Genomic DNA, 18,474 nt, shown 5'->3' on the forward strand with positions numbered 1-18,474 from the left:
AGAATAATCCCAACGGGACTCGGCGAGTAAGAGTCCAGACCGTGAACGCTGAATCCGCTGTGAAAAAATGCGGCCGGTGGTCTGGATTTTACGCGAATTGACTCCGCAATCGCGCGGAGAGCGCGCGCGAAGCGTGATCTGCCGGAGGCGGTCCGCACACTTCGCGCTAGCGGCCGGTCGAGCCGAAGCCGCCGCCGCCACGCTCGGTCGACGACAGCACATCGACCGGAACCAGCTCGGCTCTCGTGACCGGCGCGATCACCATCTGCGCGATGCGCTCGCCGCGCCGGATCGAGAACACCTCATGGCCGTGATTGATCAGGAGCACGTTGATCTCGCCGCGATAGTCGGCGTCAACAGTGCCGGGCGAGTTCAGCACGGTCACGCCGTATTTGGCGGCGAGGCCGGAACGCGGCCGTACCTGGGCCTCATAGCCCGGCGGCAGCGCGATGGTCAGTCCGGTCGGAACCATCTCGTAGCGGCCCGGCAACAGCAGCAGCGGCGCCGACCGCGGCACCGCGGCGAACAAGTCGAGCCCGGCTGCGCCATCGGTCTGGTAGATCGGCAGCAGGAGATCTGCGCCGTGCGGCAATTGGTGGACTTCGACCTTGATGGTGGCGCTCACGATCCGGTTCCTACTTGTCTTGCGATCCGCGACACCAGCGCGGTCGCGACCTCTTCCTTGGTCATCACAGGCCAGGAGTCGACGGTGACGTCCTTGCCCTCGCGCGAGAGCAGGTGAACCGTATTGCGGTCGCCGCCCATCACGCCGGTCGCCGGCGAGACGTCGTTGGCGACGATCCAGTCGCAGCCCTTGCGCGCGAACTTCGCCTTGGCGTTCTCGATCAGATGCTCGGTCTCGGCGGCGAAACCGATCACCAGCGGCGGCCGCTTCTCCTTGAGCTTCGAGATTGTCGCGAGGATGTCGGGGTTCTCGACCAGCTGCAGCGGCGGCATGCCGGCCGCGGTTTTCTTCAGCTTTTGGCTGCCTTCGCTGGCGACCCGCCAGTCGGCGACCGCAGCGGCAAAGATCGCGACATCGACCGGCAGCGCGGCCTCGACCCGGTGCAGCATGTCGCGCGCGGATTCGACGCGCATCACGGCGATGCCCTGGGGATCGTCGAGCTCGACCGGGCCGGTCACCAGCACGACCTCGGCGCCGGCGGCGCGGGCGGCGGCAGCAATGGCAAAGCCCTGCTTGCCGGACGAGCGGTTGGCGATGTAGCGGACCGGATCGATCGCCTCATGGGTCGGTCCGGCCGTGATCAGCACGCGCTTGCCGGCGAGCGGGCGCGGCTGCGGCGGCCGCAGCATTCGGTCGGCGGCCGCGGCGATCTCGGTTGGCTCGGCCATCCGCCCGACCCCGGCCTCGCCGGCTTCCGCCATCTCGCCTGCGTTGGGGCCGACGGTATGGACGCCATCGCGGCGGAGCTGAAGCACATTGCGGCCGGTGGCCGGGTTGTTCCACATCAAGGGGTTCATCGCCGGCGCCAGCAGGATCGGCCGGTTGGCTGCAAGCAGCGTGGCGGTGGCGAGATCGTCGGCATGGCCCTGCGCCATCTTGGCCATCAGGTCGGCGGTCGCCGGCGCCACCACGATCAGGTCGCAGTCCCGCGCCAGGCGGATATGGCCGGCGTCGAACTCGCTCTCGGCGTCGAACAAATCGGTGTAGACGCGCTCATGCGACAGCGCGCTGGCGGCGAGCGGGGTAACGAACTGCTGGGCCGCCTTGGTCAGCACGCAGCGGACCTGGATGTGCCGTTCCTTGAGCCGCCGGATCAGATCCAGCGCCTTGTAGGCCGCAATCCCGCCGCCGATGATCAGGGTCACCTTGGGCCCGCCGGCCGCGCTGGCGGCCCGCGGAGCGGGGGCTGTAACGGCTAGGGAACCGGCCCCTAGCGCTTCCGTGGGCTCCGTACCGGCGTCTGCGAGCTCGCGGAGGATGACCCGGACCTCCTCCTCGACCGATCGCCCGTTTTTGGCCGAGCGAAGCCGCAGATAGGCCTTCAGCGCGTCGTCGAGTTTGCGGATGGTCAGGCTGGCCATGGCACGCCCCAGGCATCATGCTCAAACAGTGATAGCGATGCTATCACAAAGTGCATGCATTGCAATCAGTGCGCACGGATGGCGAAGAAGATTGCGATCGAGGCGATGGCGATGACCCAAAGGCCGACGGTCTGCACCCGCGCCTTGCGGGCTTCGGCGCGGGCCATGTCGTCGATCGATTCCGACGACAGCATGTGGCCCTCCCGCGTCATGGTCTCCAGTTGCTCGAGCACGGTCACCGCGCGGTTGGCGATGGAAGGCAGGTTGGCGAGGACACGGCCGAGCTCGCCCGCGCCCGAGATCGCGCCCTGGATGCGTCCGGCCGGGCCGAGATTCTGCGTGATCCATTCGCGCACCACGGGGTCGGCGATCTTCCAGATGTCGAGCTTGGGGTCGAAGCCGCGCGCCACGCCCTCGACCACCACCATGGTCTTCTGCAGCAGGATCAGTTCGGGCCGCGTCTGCATGTCGAACAGGCCGGTGACCTCGAGCAGAAGCGTGAGCAGCTTCGCCATCGAGATTTCCTCGGCGGTGCGGTTGTGGATCGGCTCGCCGATGGCGCGGATCGCCTGCGCGAAATTCTCCACCGAATGATGGCCCGGCACGTAGCCGGCCTCGAAATGCACCTCGGCGACGCGGCGATAGTCGCGGGTGATGAAGCCGAGCAGGATCTCGGCCAGGAAGCGCCGCTCCTTCAGCCCGAGCCGTCCCATGATGCCGAAATCCACGGCAACGAGGCGGCCGGCTTCGTCGAGGAACAGATTGCCCGGATGCATGTCGGCATGGAAGAAGCCGTCGCGCAGCGCGTGGCGCAGGAAGCTCTGGATCACCTTGCGGCCGAGATCGGGCAGGTCGACCTTGGCTTCTGCGAGGCGCGCGTGATCGTTCAGCGCGATGCCGTCGATCCACTCCATCGTCAGCACGCTGTGCGCGGTCCGGTCCCAATCCACGGTGGGCACGCGGAAATCCGGATCGTCGCGGGTGTTCTCGGCCATCTCGGACAGCGCGGCCGCTTCGAGCCGCAGGTCCATCTCCATCGCGACCGAGCGCGACATCGTGTTGATGACTTCGATCAGCCGAAGCCGCCGTGCCTCGGCGGAATGCGCCTCGGCCTTGTGCGCGACGAAGAAGAAATCGCTGAGATCGCGGCGGAAGCGCGCGGCGACATTGGGCCGGAGCACCTTGACCGCCACCTGCTGCCGCACGCCGTCGCGCTCGACCTCGGCGCGATGCACCTGGGCGATCGAGGCCGCGGCCACCGCGGGACCGAGATGCACGAAGGCCTGCGCCAGCGGCCGTTCCAGCGATTGCGTGATGACGGTTTCGGCTTCTTCCTGCGCGAACGGCGGCAGCCGGTCCTGCAGGCTTTCGAGATCGCGCGCCATCGCGACGCCGACCACATCGGGCCGGGTGGCGAGGAATTGCCCGAGCTTCAGATAGGCGGGCCCGAGCCGGGTCAGCGCGCGCGACAGCCGCGGACCCGACTTGGCGGAGCGGCGCTCGATCAGCCGCGCCATCTTCAATGCGAGTTGGCCCGGCGGCGGCACCAGCGCGGGATCGACGACGCCGAACACGCCTTCGCGCGCAAACACGAAACCGGCGCGGGCAAGGCGCGCAATGTGGGACAGTGCAGAGATCACAAACGCCAGCCCGAATGCAGCGCCACGATGCCGCCGGAGAGGCTCTGCCACTTCACGCGCGCAAAGCCGGCGGCGCCGATCATTTCGGCGAACGCGCTCGGCCGCGGGAATTTGCGGATCGACTCGACGAGATATTGATAGGACTCGGCATCACCGGTGACGGCGCGGCCGAGCGGCGGGATCACCTTGAAGGAGAACAGGTCGTAGATCTTGTCGAGGCCGGGCACGTCGACGGTGGAGAATTCCAGGCACAGGAAACGGCTGCCCGGCTTGAGCACGCGATAGGCCTCGCGCAGCGCGAGCTCGATCTGCGGCACGTTTCGGATGCCGAACGCGATGGTGTAGGCGTCGAACGAACGATCGGCGAAGCCCAGCGCCTCGGCATTGCCCTCGACGAACGAGACGCGGTCATCGAGGTGCTGTTTGGTGGCGCGCTCGCGGCCGACCGCGAGCATGTCCGTATTGATGTCGCAGACCGTGGCGTGGAAGCCGGTGCCCGCGGCCTTGGCGGCCCGGAACGAGATGTCGCCGGTGCCGCCGGCGACGTCGAGCAGCGCGAACGGCCGGTTGCCTTTCGGCGGATCGAGCGTCGTGATCATGACGTCCTTCCAGGCCCGGTGCAGGCCTGCCGACATCAAATCGTTCATCAAGTCGTAGCGCTGTGCCACGCTGTGAAACACGTCGTTCACCAGCGTCTGCTTTTCGCCCAGGGGCACGTCCCTGAAGCCGAAATGGGTGGTTTGATCCGGCCGATCCATCAACTCACACTCTTACCTTTGGTCGCGGTTACTTCCCGCGAACCGGTATCGCTTCGCTCGAAAACGCTCCAGCCAAACCATAGCGCGGCGGCCGCAATGGCGCTATCACGTCACTTCCAAAAGGTGAATGCCTGCCATGCCGGAATTACCCGAAGTCGAGACCGTCCGCCGCGGCCTGCAACCGGCCATGGAAGGGTCCAAAATCCTCAAGGCCGAGGCCCGCCGCAAGGATTTGCGGTTTCCGTTTCAAAAAGACTTTATCGCCCGGCTCGAGGGCCAGACCATCACCGGGCTCGGCCGCCGCGCCAAATATTTGATGGCGGACCTGAACTCCGGCGATGTGCTGCTGATGCATCTGGGTATGTCCGGCTCGTTCCGCGTGCTGAAGCAGGAGGGTGCGGCGGCGCCGGGGCAATTCCACCATCCGCGCAGCGACGATCGCGCGCATGATCACGTCGTGTTCCACATGTCGTCGGGCGCAGCGGTCGTGTTCAACGATCCCAGGCGCTTCGGCTACATGAAGATCATCGCCCGCAACGCCATCGAGGATGAACCGTTGTTGAAGGGGCTTGGTCCTGAGCCGCTCGGCAACGAGTTCGACGCCGCGATGCTGGCGCGCTCCTGCCACAACAAGAAGACCAGCCTGAAGGCGGCGCTGCTCGATCAGCGCGTGGTGGCGGGGCTTGGCAACATCTATGTCTGCGAGGCGCTGTTTCGCTCGCACCTGTCGCCGCGGCGATTGGCCGCGACGCTTGCGACCAAGAAAGCGGAGCCGACCGACCATGCCAAACGGCTGGTCGACGCGATCCATTCGGTGCTCAACCAGGCGATCAAGGCCGGCGGCTCCTCGATCAGCGACCATCGGTTGACCAACGGTGATCTCGGCTATTTCCAGCATTCGTTCCAGGTCTACGACCGCGAAGGCGAGACATGCCGCACCTCTGGCTGCGAAGGCATCGTCAGGCGCTTCACACAGAACGGCCGTTCGACGTTCTGGTGCCCGAAGTGCCAAAAATAACAACAAAGGGAGTGCGGATGATGAACGGCACCTGGCGCGATCGCGCCGCGACAAGCTTTCAGTGCGAGAAGCAGCCGGCGACCAGCAGCCGCGGCATGGTGGTTAGCAATCATCCGTTGGCGTCAGCTGCGGGCGCCGAGATGTTAGCTGCCGGCGGCAATGCGATCGATGCGGCGATCGCCACTCTGTTCACGCTGACCGTGGTCGAGCCGATGATGGTCGGCATCATCGGCGGCGGCATGGCGCATATTCGCCTCGCCGACGGCAGCCATCGCTTCATCGACGGTCAGAGCACCGTGCCGCAGGCGGTGAAGCCGGATACCTACACCTCGAAGCCCGGTTCGGCGCATGACGTGTTCGACACCGTCGACAACGAGAATCTGAACGGGCCGAAGGCGGTCGCGGTGCCGGGCTCGCTGAAGGCGTGGTGCGAAACGCTGCGCCGCTTCGGCACCATGAGCCTTGCCGACGTGATGCAGCCCGCGATCAAGCATGCCGCGCGCGGCTATGCGGCGACGCCCTATCTGCACGAATGCATCACCGACGGCGCCGAGGAGATGCTGAAGGACAAGCCGATCGCGGCGATCTATCTGCCCAACGGCATCCCGCTGAAGCCGGGCGAGCGCGTGGTGCAGGCGGAATATGCCGAGACGCTGAAATACATCGCCGACCACGGCGACAACGCGCTGTACCAGGGACCGCTCGGCGACATCCTGGTCGACTACATGAAAAAGAACGGCGGCTTCATCGCGCAGCAGGATCTTGCGACCTACAAGACCGTCGAGCGGCAACCGATCCGTTGCGACTATCGCGGCTGGGAAATCTTCGGGCCCCCGCCGCCGGCGGCATCAGGCGTGCACATCACGGAGATGCTCAACATCCTCGAAGGCTTTGACATCGCGCGGCTCGGCTTCGGCACAGCCGAGACGATCCATTATCTCGCCGAGGTGTTGAAGATCGCTTTTGCCGATCGTGAAGCGGCGAGCGGTGATCCCGCCTATATCAACGTGCCGGTGGAGCAGCTGACTTCGAAGGCCTATGCCGAGGAACGCCGCCGCGCGATCGACCCCGATCGCGCGCAGGCCTGGGGCGCCGGCGTCACGCAATTGGAAAGCGCACATACCACGCACATGACCGCGGCGGATGCGATGGGCAATGTGGTCGCCACCACGCAGACCATCAACAATCTGTTCGGGGCCAAGATCCTGATCCCGGGCCTCGGCACCGTGCCGAACAACTACATGAACCTGTTCGATCCGCGGCCGGGACACGCGCTGTCGCTGGCGGCGGGCAAGCGCGTCACCACGTCGATGTCGCCGATGATGGCGCTGCGCGACGGCAAGCTGGCTTACGCGCTGGGCTTACCGGGCGGAAAGCGTATCTTCCCGAGCGCAATGCAGGCGCTGATCAACCTCATCGATCATGGCATGGATTTGCAGGAAGCGGTCGAGGCGCCGCGGGTCTGGACCGAGGGCAATGCGCTGGAGGTCGAGCAGGCGGTGCCGGAGCGCATCCGCGCCGCGCTATCGGCGAAAGGCCACAAAGTGCAGGTGGTGCCGACGGTCGCCGGCGGCATGAACGCAATCCAGTTCCACGCCGATGGCACCATGTCCGGCGCGGCCTGCTGGCGCGCCGACGGCACGCCGGTCGGCATTGCTGGCGGTCTCGCGCGGGCGGGAGTCAGATTTGCGTTGAGGTGATGCTGACTACGCTGTTTGACAGGTGAACCGAGAACCATGGCGAAAGCCAGGACCCATTACCCCAAATCTCATTGTTGTACGACGCTGGGGCCGCGATCCGGTTTCATCGCTGAGTGCGGTGGTTATGGTTCCTGGCTTTCGCCAGGACGACGTGTGGTAAGAGCCGTGGCTGAATCACAGGAGTCTTTGGAATACCCGATCGCCCGCATGCGCTGGCGATGACAGCATCCTACTTCCTGACGCAGATCACGCGGACCACGGCGGATTTGGCGTCCGCCGATTCGCCCGCCGCATTCACGCCATGTGCCTTCAGGAAACTGCGCACCGTGTCGGCGGGCACCAAGGCGGCCTGCGCCGGCGGCGCCGCGTTCGCCGGGCCCGCAACGATGACGGGCTTCAGCAATGCGATGCCGGCGAACTTGCCGCCGCCATCGAGCGCCGCCGCGCCGGAGAAGCCGAGTGCAGGCGCAGGTGACAGCGCCTGATCGCCGCCGCCGAGTTGCGCCACCGAGGCCTTGACGCTGCTCGCGGCCGCGCCGCCGCCCTGGTTCTGCGGATCGGCGATGCCGATGATATCGAGCGTGGTCTGGGTTGCCTGGCCAGCGATGCTCAGCGGCTTCAGCCCGCGCGCGCCGTAGATGCGCAGCAGGGCGAGATCGTGGTCCTTGTCTTCGGCGACCCGGTCGGCATTGCCGTAGCCCGGGATCGTCAGGGCGATGCAGTCGTTCGTCGCCACGCGGTCAGTCATGATCGCGCCATCGTCGCTGACCACGACGCCGGTGGCATACTCGACGGTCTTGCGCGGCGGCGGACCGGCCTGCACACCAGATGGGAATGCATTGAAGGCGCTCGACATCGCGATCACCACCGGCTCGACCGTGGTCTGCATCGCCTGGTCATAGAGGATGGTGAGGATGCGGACCTCGTCACCCTTCAAGGTGCCGCGCTGATAGAACTTCTTCAGCCCTTGCATGCCCGACAGCACGAAGAAATCCGGCTTCACCACGGTGTAATCGATGGTGCGGCCGGCCGGCTCCTTCTTCTCCTGCTCGGCGAGCTTCGCGGTGGTCGGGCTGGCTTCCTTGCGCCGGGTCAGGAGCACCTGGACGGTGCCGGTCGGCGAGGTCCATTTGGCACCGGAGGCATCGCTGGTGAGCTGCGGCACCAGTTTTGTGGGAATGCCGAGCCGCGCCCCGGTGGCGGGCTCGGTGACGATTCGCCAGCCGACGCTCTCCTGCTTGCGCCGCGCGGTGTCGGCGAGCACGCCGCGCTCCTGCGGATTCAGCACGCCGGTCGGCTTGCCGCCGCGGTTCTTCTGGAATTCCTTGATCGCATTGACCATGCGCTCGCTGACGTCGCCGGTAATGGCGCCGTTATATTCGCCGACCCAGGCAAGGTCCGATTGCAGTGCCAGCCGCTCGGCCTGCGCCATCGCATTGGCGGTATCCTCCGGCTTCTGCAACGCGGGGCGGATCGGCACCGTCGTCACGGTCTTCGGCTTGGCCCCGGTCGTCGATGGCGGCGTCATCTGGGCATGCGCGTCGCCCATGCCCGCAACCGTCACGGCCGCGACCATCAATGTTGCCGAAAGCATCAATCTCATGACAAATCCGGGGAAATGACTGAAACCATTGACGTCGACGCAATTAAGCACATCTGCTTGGTCGGCAACAACCGCGCTCCGGTTCAGGGAACAGCGCGCAGGACATCAAGATGCTGAGTGCCGACGAACTTGAACGCTATGCCCGCCACATCGTGCTGCGCGAGGTGGGCGGCCCCGGCCAGAATGCGCTGAAGCAGGCGTCCGTGCTGGTGATCGGCGCCGGCGGCCTCGGCGCGCCGGTGCTGATGTATCTGGCTGCCGCCGGTGTCGGCCGTCTCGGCGTGATCGATGACGATATCGTCTCGCTCTCCAATTTGCAGCGCCAGATCATCCATACGACGTCCGACATCGGCAAGTGCAAGGTCGACAGTGCGGCGGCCCAGATCCACGCGCTCAACCCGCACGTGACGTTCGAGGCGCACCCGATGCGGTTCACCGCGGACAATGCGATGGCGCTGATCGGAAATTACGATCTGGTGCTCGACGGCTCCGATAATTTCGAGACCCGCTATCTCGTCGCCGATGCCTGCTTCCTCGCCAAGCGGCCGCTGATCACCGCGGCGCTGGGCCAGTTCGACGGCTCGCTGACCACGATCCGCGCCCATGAGAAGAATGCGGACGGCGTCTTCAACCCGACCTATCGCTGCCTGTTCCCGGAGGCGCCGCCGCCGGGCACCGTGCCGGCCTGCGCCGAGGCCGGCGTGATGGGCGCGCTGGCAGGGCTGATGGGATCGATGATGGCGCTCGAGGCGATCCGCGAGATCGTCGGCTTCGGCGAGGGGCTGGTCGGCCGTCTCCTGATGGTGGATGCGCGCGCGATGCGGTTCGAAACCCTGCGCTACGCGCGCGATCCGCAGAACCCGCTCAATGGCGATGGCGCCGTGATCACCGATCTGAGCGGGCATCGGTGAGCATGATCCGGAAAAGTGGAAGCCGGTTTTCCGAAAAGATCATGCTCAAAAGAAGAGGTGAGCGTTAGGAGGCGGTCGCAGGCTTCTCGCTGTCCATGTGCCGGAGATGCTCCTCCGGATAGCGTCCGCCGGCGGCGGCGCCGGGCGGAAATGCTTCGGCGAGTGCTGCAAGATGCGCCGAGGTCAGCTTCACGTCGAGCGCGCCGAGCGCTTCGGTCAGGCGCTCGCGCCGCCGCGCGCCGACCAGCGGCACGATGTCGTTGCCCTGCGCCGCGACCCAGGCGATCGCGACCTGCGCCGGCGAGGCACCGATCTCGCCGGCGATGACACGCAGCCGATCCGCGAGCGCGAGGTTGGCGTCGATATTGCCGGCCTGGAAGCGCGGGCTTAGCAGACGAAAATCCTTCGCCTCCGCGTGGTTCTTCGACCAGTGCCCGCTGATCAGCCCGCGCGCCAGCACGCCGTAGGCCGTGATGCCGATGCCGAGCTCGCGGCAGGTGTTCAGGATGTCGGTCTCGATGCCGCGCGAGATCAGCGAATATTCGATCTGCAGATCGGCGATCGGATGCACCTTGTGGGCGCGGCGGATGGTGTCGGAGCCGACCTCCGATAGCCCGATATGCTTGATCCAGCCGGCCTTGATCATGTCGGCCATCGCGCCGACGGTCTCCTCGATCGGCACGTTGGGATCGAGCCGCGCAGGGCGGTAGATGTCGATGTGATCGACGCCGAGCCGCTGCAGCGAATAGGCGACGAAATTCTTCACGGCGGCGGGACGGCTGTCATAACCGAGAAAGCCGTAGTTGCGGTCGCGCAGCGCGCCGAACTTGACGCTGATCTGCAGATTGTCGCGGCTGCGGCTCTTCAACGCCTCGCCGATCAGCATCTCGTTGTGGCCCATGCCGTAGAAGTCGCCGGTGTCGAGCAGCGTGATGCCGGCATCGAGCGCGGCATGGATGGTGGCGATGCTCTCGCTGCGATCGCTCGGACCGTAGAAATCGGACATGCCCATGCAGCCGAGGCCGAGCTGCGAGACGGTGGGGCCGGTGGAACCGAGTTTGCGTCTATCCATGGTGGTGTTCCCTGCGTGTCGCGGCGTGCGATCGTGCCGCCAAAATCGCGAGGCTGATATGGGCCGGCCTGCGTTTCGGGATTAGCTGGACAATCTCGAATGGGTTGTTCACTATATCGAACAATGCAGGATCTCGACCTTCGCGACCTCGATGCCTTCGTGGCGGTGGCGCGCACCCGCAACTTCCGGCGTGCCGCGCTCGAGCAGCGCGTCTCGGTGTCCAGCCTCAGCCAGCGGCTGCGCGACATGGAGGGGCAGCTCGGCGTCCGCCTGATGAACCGCACCACCCGCAGCGTATCGCTGACCGAGGCCGGTGAGCTGCTGCTCGCCCGCGTCGCACCCGCAATGGTCAACGTCGCCGACGCGATCACCGAGGTGCGCGGCCTGCGCGCCGAGCCGTCGGGGCGCCTGCGCATCAACGCGCCGCCGCCGGCGGTCGATCTCGTGCTGGCGCCGATGATCGCGCCGTTCCTCGCCAGATATCCGCAAGTCGATCTCGATCTCGTGGCGGAGAGCGCGTTCGTGGACATCGTCGCGCAGGGCTTTGATGCCGGTGTGCGCTACGGCGAGCATCTGGCGCAGGACATGGTGGCGGTGCCGCTCGGCGCGCCGCAGCGCTACGCGGTCGTGGCGTCGAGCGACTATGTCGCGAAGCATGGCCGGCCGATGCATCCGAAGGATCTGCTGGCGCATGCCTGCATCCGCAGCCGCTTCAGCAACGGCGTGATGTTCGACTGGGAGTTCGAGAAGAACGGCCGCGTAGTGAAGATCTCGCCGCCGGCCAAGCTGACCGCGACCCATCTCGGCCTCGCGCTGCGCGCGGTCCATGACGGCGTCGGCTATTGGGCGACCTTCGAGGGCTACGTCCGCTACGGCGTCAAGTCCGGCGCACTGATCAGCGTGCTCGACGACTGGTGCCCACCGTTCGACGGCCCGTTCCTCTACTACCCGAGCCGCCGCCAGCCGCCACCGGCGCTCGCCGCCTTCGTGTCGTTCGTCGCCGATTGGCGCAAGCAGGCGCGGCGGAAGACGAAATAGACGGTTCTTATCCTCCCTGGAGGGGGAGGATCGGCGCGAATGAAATGAGCGACGAGGTGGGGTGACGGTCTTTCCACGCGAACGCTGTCCGTGTTGAGAGATCACCCCACCCCAGCTCACATTCCGCTTCGCTTCATGTGAGCTGACCCTCCCCCTCCAGGGGAGGGTAGAAGCTGGGCCCACATCGTCGTCCCGGCGAAAGCCGGGACCAATAACCACAGCTCTCACAAATGCGAAGGCCGGAGCCCCAGCTCAGTCCAACCATGAACGCCGGTGGTTATGGGTCCCTGCTCCCGTGCGCAATTGCGCACTAAAGCCTGATGAGATTAGGTTGAGCTGGAACGGCGTCGAAGGTTCACCTCTCCCCAACGGGGAGAGGTGAACCGAGACCGCGCCAAACCGATTCAACCAAAACTCATCCCGCCTTAGGCAGGGACGACACCGAGTATGTGGTGAGCGCGCCGGCCGCACCGGCTCCTTTGCATGGGGTTGTTTTCGATATTTTGCCAGTGCCGTCACACCCTCCCCTGGAGGGGGAGGGTCGGCTCACATGGAGCGTAGCGGAATGTGAGCCGGGGTGGGGTGATCTCTCAACACGGACAGTGTCTGCGTGGAGAGACCGTCACCCCACCCCGCCGCTCATTTCATTCGCGTCGACCCAAGAGCGAGCTTCGCTCGTCTCGACCCCTCCAGGGGAGGGTAAAATATCGCGCCCTACAGCATGCTCGGCAGCACGCGATCCGGCGGCTTGTGGGCGTCGAGGAAGGTTCGGATGTTGATGATCACCTTCTCGCCCATCTCGACGCGGCCTTCGATGGTGGCCGAGCCCATATGCGGCAGCAGCGTCACCTTGCCGGCCCGGGCGAGCCGCACCAGCTTCGGGTTCACCGCGGGCTCGTGCTCATAGACGTCGAGCGCCGCGCCGCCGATATCGCCGGCTTCGATCAGCTTGATCAGTGTGTCCTCGTCGATCACCTCGCCGCGCGCGGTGTTGACGACATAGGCCTCTTTCCGGATCAGCTTGAGCCGCCGCGCCGAGAGCAGATGATAGGTCGCAGGTGTGTGCGGGCAGTTCACCGAGATGATGTCCATACGCGCCAGCATCTGGTCGAGGCTTTCCCAATAGGTCGCCCCGAGCTCTTCGGCGATCATGGGCGCCACCGGGCGGCGGTTGTGATAGTGGATCTGCAGGCCGAAGGCGCGGGCACGGCGCGCCACGGCCTGGCCGATGCGGCCCATGCCGACGATGCCGAGCCGCTTGCCGCCGATGCGGTGGCCGAGCATCCAGGTCGGCGACCAGCCCGCCCAGTGCTGCTTGCCTTCGGTCAGGATCGAGGCGCCCTCGATCAGGCGCCGCGGCACTGCCAGGATCAGCGCCATGGTCATGTCGGCGGTGTCCTCGGTCAGCACCTTCGGGGTGTTGGTCACCGTGATGCCGCGGGCATGCGCCGCAGCGACGTCGATATTGTCGACGCCGTTGCCGAAATTGGCGATCATCTTCAGCTTGCAGTCGGGCTGATTGATCACATCCTCGCGGATCATGTCGGTCACGGTCGGCACCAGCACGTCGGCGGTCCTTGCCGCTTCGGCGATCTGTTCCGGCGTCATCGGCGTGTCGTCGAGATTCAGTCTGGCATCGAACAGCTCGCGCATCCGGGTCTCGATCGAGTCCGGCAGCTTGCGGGTGACGACGACGAGAGGCTTTTTCTTCACCGACATGTCCTGCTTTCATGAAGCGCGCGGCTCGCCAAAAACCGAGCCGTTGAGGCCTCATTAACCCGGTTGTTCGACACTGCTGATAGCCGCGCTGTCCCGGCGTTTCCTTCGCGTTTCCTAGGGTTCCCCCGATACTTGCCCCGGCTTTCGTCAGGGGAAATTCGGGTGTTCTGGCTCTCAGGCGTTCCGTCCTCTCTAGCAGAAGGCCGGGCCAAGACAAGAACCCCTCGGACGTGCGGTGCGGGAGCGGACGGCGCAGGCGCAGGGGCCTGAGACTTTAGGCGTGGGTTTGGATTTGGGTTTGGGTTGCAGCTCGCCGAATGCGGTTGGGCATCCCGGCAGGAGACGAGTTGATGGTCTGGCGTTTCGGTTCATTGGTGGCTCTGGTCGGGAGCATGCTGAGTGCGTCGGTCAATCCAGGACATACCGCCAAGGATTTGAGCCCCACCACCAGCGGTTTGCCGATCCCGCGCTATGTCAGCCTGAAATCCGATCATGTGAACGTCCGCGGCGGCCCGACCAAGGATAACGACGTCGCCTGGGTCTACACACGCTCGGGGCTGCCGGTCGAAATCACCGCCGAGTTCGAGAACTGGCGCCGGGTGCGCGATTCCGAAGGCGCCGAAGGCTGGGTCTATCATTCGCTGCTGTCCGGCCGCCGCACTGCGGTCGTCACGATGAAGAACAAGGACGATCTGGCCTCGCTGTACGATCGTCCCGACGCCACCAGTGCGATCGCGGCGCGCCTGCAGGCCGGCGTCGTCGCGCAGGTCAAGAAATGCGCCAACAGCTGGTGCCGGGTCACCGGCAACGGCTTCGACGGCTGGATCGAGCAGCAGCGCCTGTGGGGCGTCTACGCCGACGAGAAGGTGGACTGACGCGTTAGCGTCATTCCGGGATGGTCCGAAGGACCAGACCTCAGATGCGCACTGCGCATCGGGGAATCTCGAGATTCCGGGTTCGATGCTGCGCATCGCCCCGGAATGACGATGTCTCCTGGAACGACAATGGCCGGGACGAGCCCGGCCATCACAACTCAAATCGAACGGTTAAGGCGGTTCAGCGCTTCTTGCGCAGCCGCACGACCATGTCGACGCGGGAAATCTCGTAGCCGTCCGGCACGTCGGGCATCTTCGACAGCACGAGGTTCGGGTCGGGAATGTCGACCAGCTCGTGATTATGCTCGAGGTAGAAGTGATGATGCGTCGACACGTTGGTGTCGAAATAGGTCTTGGTGCCGTCGACGCTGACCTGGCGTAGCAAGCCGGCGTCGGTCAGCTGGTTGAGCGTGTTGTAGACGGTCGCCAGCGACACCGGAACCTTGGCCAGCGTGGCTTCCTCGTACAGCATTTCAGCGGTCAGGTGGCGGGCACCCTTGCCGAACAGCAGCCAGCCCAGCGCCATGCGCTGGCGGGTCGGCCGGAGGCCGGCAGACTGCAGCATCTCGTTGACGTCATGCCACGGGCAGCCGGTCAGGGCAGGGTGGTGCCCAGCGCCCCGGGCAGCCGGGTGCACGGCATCATCATTCACAGCCGGTACTTCCTCGTTCATATCCACTCTATGCACCCAACTCAGGCAATATTCCTCATAAATATAAAAAGGATGCCTATCAGATGCAAGTTTTTCGCAACTAGAACGAATCCAAGCAGCGGTAGAAACCTAAGGAGAGACCGCAATTTATCAATGGAATGCCGCTTTGCCGCCCAGTTAACCCTATGTTAGAGAGCGCGCGGACCACATATGCGCTTTCGGCAGAGATAACAGACCGGTAGCGTACCCAGGTAGCGCCAAGATGCGGGACGGGTTATTCCGGTTCCCGTGGGTAGATTAAGGTCCGACCAAGCAGAAGCGCTTCATCGGGACATCAGAGGTGGATAGAGGATGCTGGATCGGCGCGGCGGTTACGAATACGAGGATTTGCTGGCTTGCGGACGGGGTGAGCTTTTCGGTCCCGGCAACGCCCAGTTGCCGCTGCCGCCGATGCTCATGTTCGATCGGATCAGCGAAATCTCTGAAAACGGCGGCGAGTTCGGCAAGGGGCTGGTGCGCGCCGAGCTCGAGGTGAAGCCGGATCTCTGGTTCTTCGGCTGTCATTTCAAGAACGACCCGGTGATGCCGGGCTGCCTCGGCCTCGATGCCATGTGGCAAATGGTCGGCTTTTACCTTGGCTGGATCGGTGGCGAAGGTCGTGGCCGCGCGCTCGGCCTCGGTGAGCTGAAGTTCTCCGGACAGGTGCTGCCGCACGCGCGCAAGGTTGTGTACAACATCGATATCAAGCGCGTGATGCGGTCAAAGCTCGTGCTCGGAATTGCCGACGGGTGGCTTTCCATGGACGACGAGATTATTTATCGCGCCAAGGACTTGAAGGTCGGATTGTTCAAGCAGGGCACGGCGCCAACTTGAGCAGGATCATCATGCGGCAACATAAAGGCAGGGCGAGGCGAACATGAGGCGGGTTGTCATCACGGGGATGGGTATTGTCTCGTCCATCGGTAACAACACCCAGGAAGTGCTTGCGAGCCTCTACGAGGCGAAGTCGGGCATTTCACGTGCGGAGAAGGCCGCCGAGCTTGGCTTTCGCTCGCAGGTGCACGGCGCGCCGACACTCAATCCCGCCGAGGTGATCGATCGCCGCGCGATGCGGTTCCTTGCTGAAGGTGCTGCCTGGAATCACGTCGCCATGGAGCAGGCGATCCGCGACTCCGGCCTCGAGGAGAAGGAAGTCTCCAACATCCGCACCGGCATCATCATGGGATCCGGCGGACCGTCGACGCGCACGCTGGTGGAGGCCGCCGACATCGCGCGCGCCAAGGGCCCGAAGCGCGTCGGTCCGTTCGCGGTGCCGAAAGGAATGTCCTCGACCGCATCGGCGACGCTCGCGACCTGGTTCAAGATCAAGGGCGTGAACTACTCGATCTCCTCGGCCTGCGCGACGTCGAACCACTGTATCGGCAACGCCTACGAGACGATCCAGATCGGCAAGCAGGACATCATCTTCGCCGGCGGCTGCGAGGAGCTCGACTGGACGCTGTCGGTGCTGTTCGACGCCATGGGCGCGATGTCCTCGAAATACAATGACACGCCGGCCACCGCCTCGCGTCCCTACGATCTCAATCGCGACGGCTTCGTCATCGCCGGCGGCGCGGGTGTCGTGGTGCTCGAAGAGCTCGAGCATGCCAAGGCGCGCGGCGCGCGGATTTATGGTGAGGTCGTCGGCTACGGCGCGACCTCTGACGGATACGACATGGTGGCGCCGTCGGGCGAGGGCGCCGAGCGCTGCATGCGCATGGCGATGTCGACGGTGGACACGCCGGTCGACTACATCAACCCGCACGCCACCTCGACACCGGCCGGCGATCCGCCGGAGATCGAGGCGATCCGCAAGGTGTTCGGCACCGGCGACAAGTGTCCGCCGATCTCGGCGACCAAGGCGCTGACCGGCCACTCGCTCGGCGCCACCGGCGTGCAGGAAGCGATCTACTCGCTGCTGATGCTGAACAACGGCTTCGTCTGCGAGAGCGCGCATATCACCGAGCTTGATCCGATCTTCGCCGACATGCCGATCGTGCGCAAACGTATCGACAACGCCAAGCTGACGACCGTGCTGTCGAACTCGTTCGGCTTCGGCGGCACCAACGCGACGCTGGTGTTCAGGCGGCTTGACGCGTGACTTCGCCTCTCCTCGCTTGCTGAGGGAGGTCCGCAGCCAGCGCATGGGAATATTGCAACGATCCGGAATGGGGTGGGAATGATTATTGAACCGCGCGTGCGAGGATTCATCTGCACGACGGCACATCCCGTCGGCTGCGCCACGAATGTCCGCGAGCAGATCGCCTACGTTCTGAAGCAGGGCCCGGTCGCCGACTGTCCCAAGCGCGTTGCCGTACTGGGCTGCTCGACGGGCTACGGGCTTGCGAGCCGCATCGTCGCGACCTTCGCCGGCGGCGCCGATACGATCGGTGTGTCGCTGGAGCGAGAGCCTTCGGAAAAGAGGAGCGCCAGCGCCGGTTGGTACAACAACCGCGCCTTCGAGATCGAGTCCCAGAAGATCGGGCGATCTCCGCTCACGCTCGAAGGCGACGCCTTCTCCGACGAGCTGAAGAAGGACTTCATCGAGCGCGTGCGCGAAAAATTCGGACAGCTCGACATGCTGGTCTACAGCATGGCCGCGCCGGTGCGGACCGATCCGGACACCGGCAAGACCTATCGCTCGGTCATCAAGCCGCTCGGCGCCCCGGTCGAGATCAAGACGCTCGACACCGAGACCGGCGAGGTGTTCCAGACCACGCTCGAGCCGGCGAACGAGGAACAAACCGCGGCGACGGTCGCTGTCATGGGCGGCGACGACTGGAAGCGCTGGATCGACCAGCTCGCCGATGCCGGCGTGCTGGCGCCGGGCTTCCGCACACTCAACTACACCTATATCGGCAGCGAACTGACCTGGCCGATCTACTGGAACGGCACGCTCGGTCGCGCCAAAGTCGATCTCGATGCCAAGGCGGAAGCGATCCGCGGCCGGCTCGGTGCGGACGCCGCCCGCGTCGTGGCGTTGAAGGCCGTGGTCACCCAGGCGAGCTCGGCCATTCCCGTGGTGCCGCTCTATGGCACCGTGCTGTTCAAGGTGATGAAGCAGCTCGGGCTGCACGAAGGCTGCATCGAGCAGATCGACCGCCTGTTCCGCACCCGACTCGGCAAGGACATCGCGCTCGATGACGCGCAACGCATCCGGGTCGACGACTGGGAGCTGTCGCCCGAGGTGCAGACGGAAGTGTCGCGGCGCTGGCCGCTGCTGACCACCGAGACGCTCGGCGAGCTGGCGGATCTGGGGGAGTACAAGAGCCAGTTCCTCCGCCTGTTCGGCTTCGGCATCGATGGCGTCGACTACACGCAGGACGTCGATCCGCGCGTCGTCCCGGGTTAGGCCCGCCCGGGCATCGTCTGCTGGTCAGAGCCGCGCAGACGCAGGTCGGCC

General features: G+C 65.1%; 16 protein-coding genes. 8 read left to right on the top strand and 8 right to left on the bottom strand.

Going from position 1 to position 18,474, the window contains the following annotated elements; all coding sequences use genetic code 11:
- Positions 1-166: 166 nt before the first annotated feature.
- From dut to ubiE, 4 genes are all read right to left on the bottom strand, one after another.
- The gene (gene dut, locus QDT69_RS16200; RefSeq protein WP_279707474.1) at positions 167-625 is read right to left on the bottom strand and encodes a dUTP diphosphatase; all 459 of its coding nucleotides are present in this window, start codon (positions 623-625) and stop codon (positions 167-169) included.
- Positions 622-2,046 (bottom strand): bifunctional phosphopantothenoylcysteine decarboxylase/phosphopantothenate--cysteine ligase CoaBC, encoded by a 1,425-nt coding sequence (gene coaBC / locus QDT69_RS16205; protein ID WP_279707475.1) that lies wholly within the window; start codon positions 2,044-2,046, stop codon positions 622-624. The genes dut and coaBC overlap by 4 nt, the downstream gene beginning before the upstream one ends.
- A 65-nt stretch (positions 2,047-2,111) precedes the next feature.
- Positions 2,112-3,686: a 2-polyprenylphenol 6-hydroxylase gene (gene ubiB / locus QDT69_RS16210; protein ID WP_279707476.1), complete on the bottom strand. Its 1,575-nt coding sequence runs from the start codon at positions 3,684-3,686 to the stop codon at positions 2,112-2,114.
- Complete coding sequence (ubiE, locus tag QDT69_RS16215) at positions 3,683-4,444, bottom strand: bifunctional demethylmenaquinone methyltransferase/2-methoxy-6-polyprenyl-1,4-benzoquinol methylase UbiE (RefSeq protein ID WP_279707477.1); 762 nt, start codon at positions 4,442-4,444, stop codon at positions 3,683-3,685. The genes ubiB and ubiE overlap by 4 nt, the downstream gene beginning before the upstream one ends.
- A 136-nt stretch (positions 4,445-4,580) precedes the next feature.
- Between ubiE and mutM the strand changes: the two genes are divergently transcribed.
- Positions 4,581-5,462 (top strand): bifunctional DNA-formamidopyrimidine glycosylase/DNA-(apurinic or apyrimidinic site) lyase, encoded by an 882-nt coding sequence (gene mutM, locus QDT69_RS16220; RefSeq protein WP_279707478.1) that lies wholly within the window; start codon positions 4,581-4,583, stop codon positions 5,460-5,462.
- A 20-nt stretch (positions 5,463-5,482) separates the two neighbouring features.
- The gene (ggt, locus tag QDT69_RS16225) at positions 5,483-7,162 is read left to right on the top strand and encodes a gamma-glutamyltransferase (protein ID WP_279707479.1); all 1,680 of its coding nucleotides are present in this window, start codon (positions 5,483-5,485) and stop codon (positions 7,160-7,162) included.
- A gap of 229 nt (positions 7,163-7,391) precedes the next feature.
- Here the strand turns inward: ggt and QDT69_RS16230 are convergent, their stop codons facing one another.
- Positions 7,392-8,765, bottom strand: a complete 1,374-nt coding sequence (locus tag QDT69_RS16230) for a serine protease (RefSeq protein WP_279707480.1) — start codon at positions 8,763-8,765, stop codon at positions 7,392-7,394.
- Between the two features lie 110 nt (positions 8,766-8,875).
- On the opposite strand from QDT69_RS16230, the gene moeB reads away from it, so the two are divergent.
- Positions 8,876-9,676: a molybdopterin-synthase adenylyltransferase MoeB gene (gene moeB / locus QDT69_RS16235; protein ID WP_279707481.1), complete on the top strand. Its 801-nt coding sequence runs from the start codon at positions 8,876-8,878 to the stop codon at positions 9,674-9,676.
- Positions 9,677-9,740: 64 nt separating this feature from the next.
- Here moeB and QDT69_RS16240 read toward each other — a convergent pair whose 3' ends face one another.
- Positions 9,741-10,748, bottom strand: coding sequence for an aldo/keto reductase (locus QDT69_RS16240; RefSeq protein WP_279707482.1), 1,008 nt, complete (start codon positions 10,746-10,748; stop codon positions 9,741-9,743).
- Positions 10,749-10,871: 123 nt separating this feature from the next.
- Here QDT69_RS16240 and QDT69_RS16245 point away from each other — a divergent pair, with 123 nt between their 5' ends.
- Complete coding sequence (locus QDT69_RS16245) at positions 10,872-11,786, top strand: LysR family transcriptional regulator (protein WP_279707483.1); 915 nt, start codon at positions 10,872-10,874, stop codon at positions 11,784-11,786.
- 714 nt (positions 11,787-12,500) lie between these two features.
- On the opposite strand, the gene QDT69_RS16250 is transcribed toward QDT69_RS16245, so the two are convergent.
- The gene (locus QDT69_RS16250; protein WP_137478415.1) at positions 12,501-13,505 is read right to left on the bottom strand and encodes a D-glycerate dehydrogenase; all 1,005 of its coding nucleotides are present in this window, start codon (positions 13,503-13,505) and stop codon (positions 12,501-12,503) included.
- A 347-nt stretch (positions 13,506-13,852) separates the two neighbouring features.
- On the opposite strand from QDT69_RS16250, the gene QDT69_RS16255 reads away from it, so the two are divergent.
- Complete coding sequence (locus QDT69_RS16255; RefSeq protein ID WP_279707484.1) at positions 13,853-14,380, top strand: SH3 domain-containing protein; 528 nt, start codon at positions 13,853-13,855, stop codon at positions 14,378-14,380.
- 181 nt (positions 14,381-14,561) lie between these two features.
- Here the strand turns inward: QDT69_RS16255 and irrA are convergent, their stop codons facing one another.
- Positions 14,562-15,053, bottom strand: coding sequence for an iron response transcriptional regulator IrrA (irrA, locus tag QDT69_RS16260; protein WP_050425403.1), 492 nt, complete (start codon positions 15,051-15,053; stop codon positions 14,562-14,564).
- A gap of 330 nt (positions 15,054-15,383) precedes the next feature.
- Here irrA and fabA point away from each other — a divergent pair, with 330 nt between their 5' ends.
- From fabA to fabV, 3 genes are all read left to right on the top strand, one after another.
- Positions 15,384-15,905: a 3-hydroxyacyl-[acyl-carrier-protein] dehydratase FabA gene (fabA, locus tag QDT69_RS16265; protein ID WP_279707485.1), complete on the top strand. Its 522-nt coding sequence runs from the start codon at positions 15,384-15,386 to the stop codon at positions 15,903-15,905.
- A gap of 43 nt (positions 15,906-15,948) precedes the next feature.
- Entirely contained in the window at positions 15,949-17,172 is a 1,224-nt protein-coding gene (gene fabB / locus QDT69_RS16270) for a beta-ketoacyl-ACP synthase I (RefSeq protein WP_279707486.1), read from the top strand.
- A gap of 78 nt (positions 17,173-17,250) precedes the next feature.
- Positions 17,251-18,423 carry an enoyl-ACP reductase FabV gene (gene fabV / locus QDT69_RS16275; protein WP_279707487.1) on the top strand — a complete coding sequence of 391 codons (1,173 nt, stop codon included), beginning with the start codon at positions 17,251-17,253 and terminating at the stop codon, positions 18,421-18,423.
- The last annotated feature ends 51 nt before the right edge of the window (positions 18,424-18,474 follow it).

It is taken from the genome of Bradyrhizobium sp. CER78 (assembly GCF_029846235.1).
GTDB lineage: Bacteria > Pseudomonadota > Alphaproteobacteria > Rhizobiales > Xanthobacteraceae > Bradyrhizobium.

Bases quoted from the DNA above. Each gene is read 5' to 3' on its own strand.
- ubiE (WP_279707477.1), bottom strand. From the start codon at position 4,444: ATGGATCGGCCGGATCAAACCACCCATTTCGGCTTCAGGGACGTGCCC.
- QDT69_RS16245 (WP_279707483.1), top strand. From the start codon at position 10,872: ATGCAGGATCTCGACCTTCGCGACCTCGATGCCTTCGTGGCGGTGGCG.
- fabV (WP_279707487.1), top strand. From the start codon at position 17,251: ATGATTATTGAACCGCGCGTGCGAGGATTCATCTGCACGACGGCACAT.
- QDT69_RS16240 (WP_279707482.1), bottom strand. From the start codon at position 10,748: ATGGATAGACGCAAACTCGGTTCCACCGGCCCCACCGTCTCGCAGCTC.
- ggt (WP_279707479.1), top strand. From the start codon at position 5,483: ATGAACGGCACCTGGCGCGATCGCGCCGCGACAAGCTTTCAGTGCGAG.
- QDT69_RS16230 (WP_279707480.1), bottom strand. From the start codon at position 8,765: ATGAGATTGATGCTTTCGGCAACATTGATGGTCGCGGCCGTGACGGTT.
- QDT69_RS16250 (WP_137478415.1), bottom strand. From the start codon at position 13,505: ATGTCGGTGAAGAAAAAGCCTCTCGTCGTCGTCACCCGCAAGCTGCCG.
- moeB (WP_279707481.1), top strand. From the start codon at position 8,876: ATGCTGAGTGCCGACGAACTTGAACGCTATGCCCGCCACATCGTGCTG.
- coaBC (WP_279707475.1), bottom strand. From the start codon at position 2,046: ATGGCCAGCCTGACCATCCGCAAACTCGACGACGCGCTGAAGGCCTAT.
- fabA (WP_279707485.1), top strand. From the start codon at position 15,384: ATGCTGGATCGGCGCGGCGGTTACGAATACGAGGATTTGCTGGCTTGC.
- fabB (WP_279707486.1), top strand. From the start codon at position 15,949: ATGAGGCGGGTTGTCATCACGGGGATGGGTATTGTCTCGTCCATCGGT.
- mutM (WP_279707478.1), top strand. From the start codon at position 4,581: ATGCCGGAATTACCCGAAGTCGAGACCGTCCGCCGCGGCCTGCAACCG.
- irrA (WP_050425403.1), bottom strand. From the start codon at position 15,053: ATGAACGAGGAAGTACCGGCTGTGAATGATGATGCCGTGCACCCGGCT.